The organism is Persicitalea sp., assembly GCF_041751555.1.
In the GTDB taxonomy this organism is placed as follows: Bacteria; Bacteroidota; Bacteroidia; order Cytophagales; family Spirosomataceae; genus Persicitalea.
The window spans coordinates 1-2,880 of the sequence record NZ_JBGSXF010000449.1 but is presented as its reverse complement, the minus strand read 5'-3'; the positions used below and the strand labels follow the sequence as shown (position 1 = coordinate 2,880).

At 53.7% G+C, this 2,880-nt stretch carries 3 protein-coding genes; all 3 read left to right on the top strand.

Features of this window, described 5'->3' with window-relative positions; translation table 11 throughout:
- Nucleotides 1–747, top strand: a 747-nt coding sequence (locus ACEW8P_RS15760; protein WP_373514038.1) for a YitT family protein, incomplete at its 5' end; no start/stop codon positions are given.
- Nucleotides 748–769: 22 nt separating this feature from the next.
- Nucleotides 770–1,297, top strand: coding sequence for a DUF3124 domain-containing protein (locus ACEW8P_RS15755; RefSeq protein WP_373514037.1), 528 nt, complete (start codon nt 770–772; stop codon nt 1,295–1,297).
- A gap of 433 nt (nt 1,298–1,730) precedes the next feature.
- Nucleotides 1,731–2,880 (top strand): PAS domain S-box protein (locus tag ACEW8P_RS15750; protein WP_373514036.1); only part of this gene is annotated, 1,150 nt, incomplete at its 3' end.

The following is a 2,880-nucleotide window of genomic DNA, read 5'->3' as shown; positions in this document are numbered from 1 at the left end:
GCGACGGGCATCTCGATGCTGCTCAGCGAAATCTTCGGACTTCCGCTGGCAATTTTGATCCCACTAATCAACCTGCCGTTCATCGTAATGGCTTACCGCTTCATCGGCCGCACCTTCGCCATTCGCAGCGTGCTGGCCATTGCGGGTTTGGCCGTGTGCCTGCTGGTGGTCCCTTATCCCGACGTGACGCCGGACTCGCTGTTGACGGCGGTCTTCGGCGGTTTCTTCATCGGGGCGGGCATCGGTCTGGCCATGCGCGGCGGAGCGGTGCTGGACGGCACGGAGGCATTGGCGCTGCTGATCAGCCGCAAATCCCGCTTCCTGAAAGTGGGCGACGTGATCTTGGTGCTCAACGTCTTTATCTTTTCGACGGCGGCTTTTTACCTCAGCGTGGAGTCGGCCTTGTACTCGATGCTGACCTATTTCGCGGCCTTCAAGACCATCGACTTCATCGTCAACGGCATCGAGCAGTATACTGCCGTGATGATCGTCTCGGAGCGATTCTCCGACATACGGCAAAGCATTCAGGAAAGAGGCTGGGGCGTAACGAGCCTGAAAAGCCACCAGGGCTTCGGCAAACGCGGCGAATCGGATCAAATGCTCGACGTGCTGTACGTGATCGTGACCCGTTTGGAACTGAGCCGCCTGATGGACGCAATTTTCGACATCGACGGCCAGGCTTTTGTCAGTCAGTCGGCACTGGAAAACGTGGACGGGGGCAAAGTCAAGAGCATGGCGGTGCATTGATACTTATATTGATTAGAATACTATGAAAAAAACTAAAACCATATGGCTGTTTTTGTTGGTACTGGTGCTTGGCTGTGGCCAGGAAGAAGAATCGTCCCTCATCCAGCAGAAAAACATCCACCAGGAAGACTGGTCGAAAAGGGCTGCGAGCATCGCGGAGACCGACTCGCTGGTCTTCGGAAAATCCTATCTGTCGGTTTATTCAGAGATGTTCAGCTATTCCCAAAAGCAGAAATACAACCTGACGGGCATGATAAGCATGCGGAACGTGAGCGAGACGGACACCATCTACCTGCTCAGGGCAGATTATTACGATACGGCCGGGGCCAAGATCAGGGCGTATTTCGGCCACCCGGTGTACCTGCGGCCCATGGAAACGGTCGAAATCGTCATCGCCCACGAGGACGTCGAGGGCGGGACGGGCTCAAACTTCCTGTTTGAATGGCAAACGCCCCCGGATTGCCCGGAGCCTTTGTTCGAGGGAGTGATGAACTCGATGCAGGGAAACAGAGGGGTGGCTTTCGTTACGCAAGGCAAAAGAACAAGATAAATGGTGAGGAAACTTCCCACCTTTTAGTGAGGAGAATAAACTATTGAAAATTAAAAGTGGACATGACTCTACAAAGAACCACCAAAGAATACCTGCTGCTGTTTTCCAAAGAAGCGGGCCTTCTGCTGGCCTATCTTGTAGATCACTATTCGAGAGCAGAATAATTTTTTTACAGACCTTAAAAGCACGTACTCATGAAACCGTGCGTCATTACCGGGCCATCTAAACGGGAAGTCATTAAAGAAAATGTCTAACACCGTATGATCTTGCCTGGAGGTAGCCGGATAAAAATCGGTCCAGGAATGTACACTATCCATCGAACATGCAACTTTCTGCGTATCAATTGATTCCATTAGCATGGGATAATGTATATTTGTGAAAAGGTGACTCTCGAACAAAAGTTGCTGGATTCATTCCGCTTGGGTAATCACCTATGTTATCAGAACAATTTTCGCCTGCCCTCGCCGATCTCCTTTTTGAGAAAACCGATGAATTCATCGGCATTTATGACCTGGAAGAAGAGCGCTTCAAACGGGTCAACCGCGCCGGGGTGCGGCTGTTGGGCTTCTCATCCGAGGAGGAATTACTAGCGGATCCTGTCAAGTCCCGATCCATCAGAACACCTCCCCTCAGCGAAGAACACAGAAATGGTCTACTATCGAGACTCTTGGATTTAGGAACCTACCAGGAAACCGCCCTGATAGACCAACAGGGCGGACAAACTTTCTGGGGACGCCTGATATTCACTGCCTTTTCTGCCCAGGGCCGATCTTACGCCCTGGTACGCGTAGCGGACGAAGGCCCGCTTCACCGGAGCGAGCGCGATCTGGCGCATTCCGCCAAGCGGTACGAGGCCATTTTTTCCAATGCCACGATCGGGATCATCGTGTGTGACCAACGGGGGCTGATCGTTTCGGCCAACCAAATGGCCGAACGGCAGTTCGGGTACGTGGCCGGTGAGTTGTTGGGCTGCACCATCGAGCAACTCGTGCCGTCCGGCGTGAGCCACTACCACGAAAAACTACGGGAATCCTTCAACGAAAAACCGCAAGTAAGGGCGATGGGGCGCAACCGCGACCTGAATGGGAAGCGGAAGGACGACTCGACCTTTCCCGTTGAAGTGAGTCTCAGTTTTTTCCACCTCGAAGACCAACTTCAGGTGGTAGCATTTGTGATCGACATGACGGCAGAGCAAGTAGCCGAACGGGCGATGCAGGCTCAGCGCGAAAATATCGAGCGGCTCAACGCCAGCCTGGAGCGCAAGGTACTGGAGCGTACCCAAGACCTGACGGTTACCCTGGAGCAATTGGAGCGCTCTAAGGAAAAACAGGGGCGCGCTTTGGAGGCCGAGCGCAAGCTGAGCGAGTTGAAATCCCGGTTCGTCTCGATGGCGTCGCACGAGTTCCGCACGCCGCTGACGTCGGTGCTGACGTCGGCCATCCTGATCGGGAAATATCCCGGCGGTGACCAGCAGGACAAGCGCGAAAAACACCTCGATACCATCCGAAGCTCGGTCAAGTACCTCACCGACATTCTGGAAGAATTCCTGTCGGTGGGGATGTTGGAAGAAGGGAAGATCGAAG

Excerpts from the sequence above, each read along its gene's own strand:
- ACEW8P_RS15755 (WP_373514037.1), top strand. The coding sequence starts at position 770 with ATGAAAAAAACTAAAACCATATGGCTGTTTTTGTTGGTACTGGTGCTT.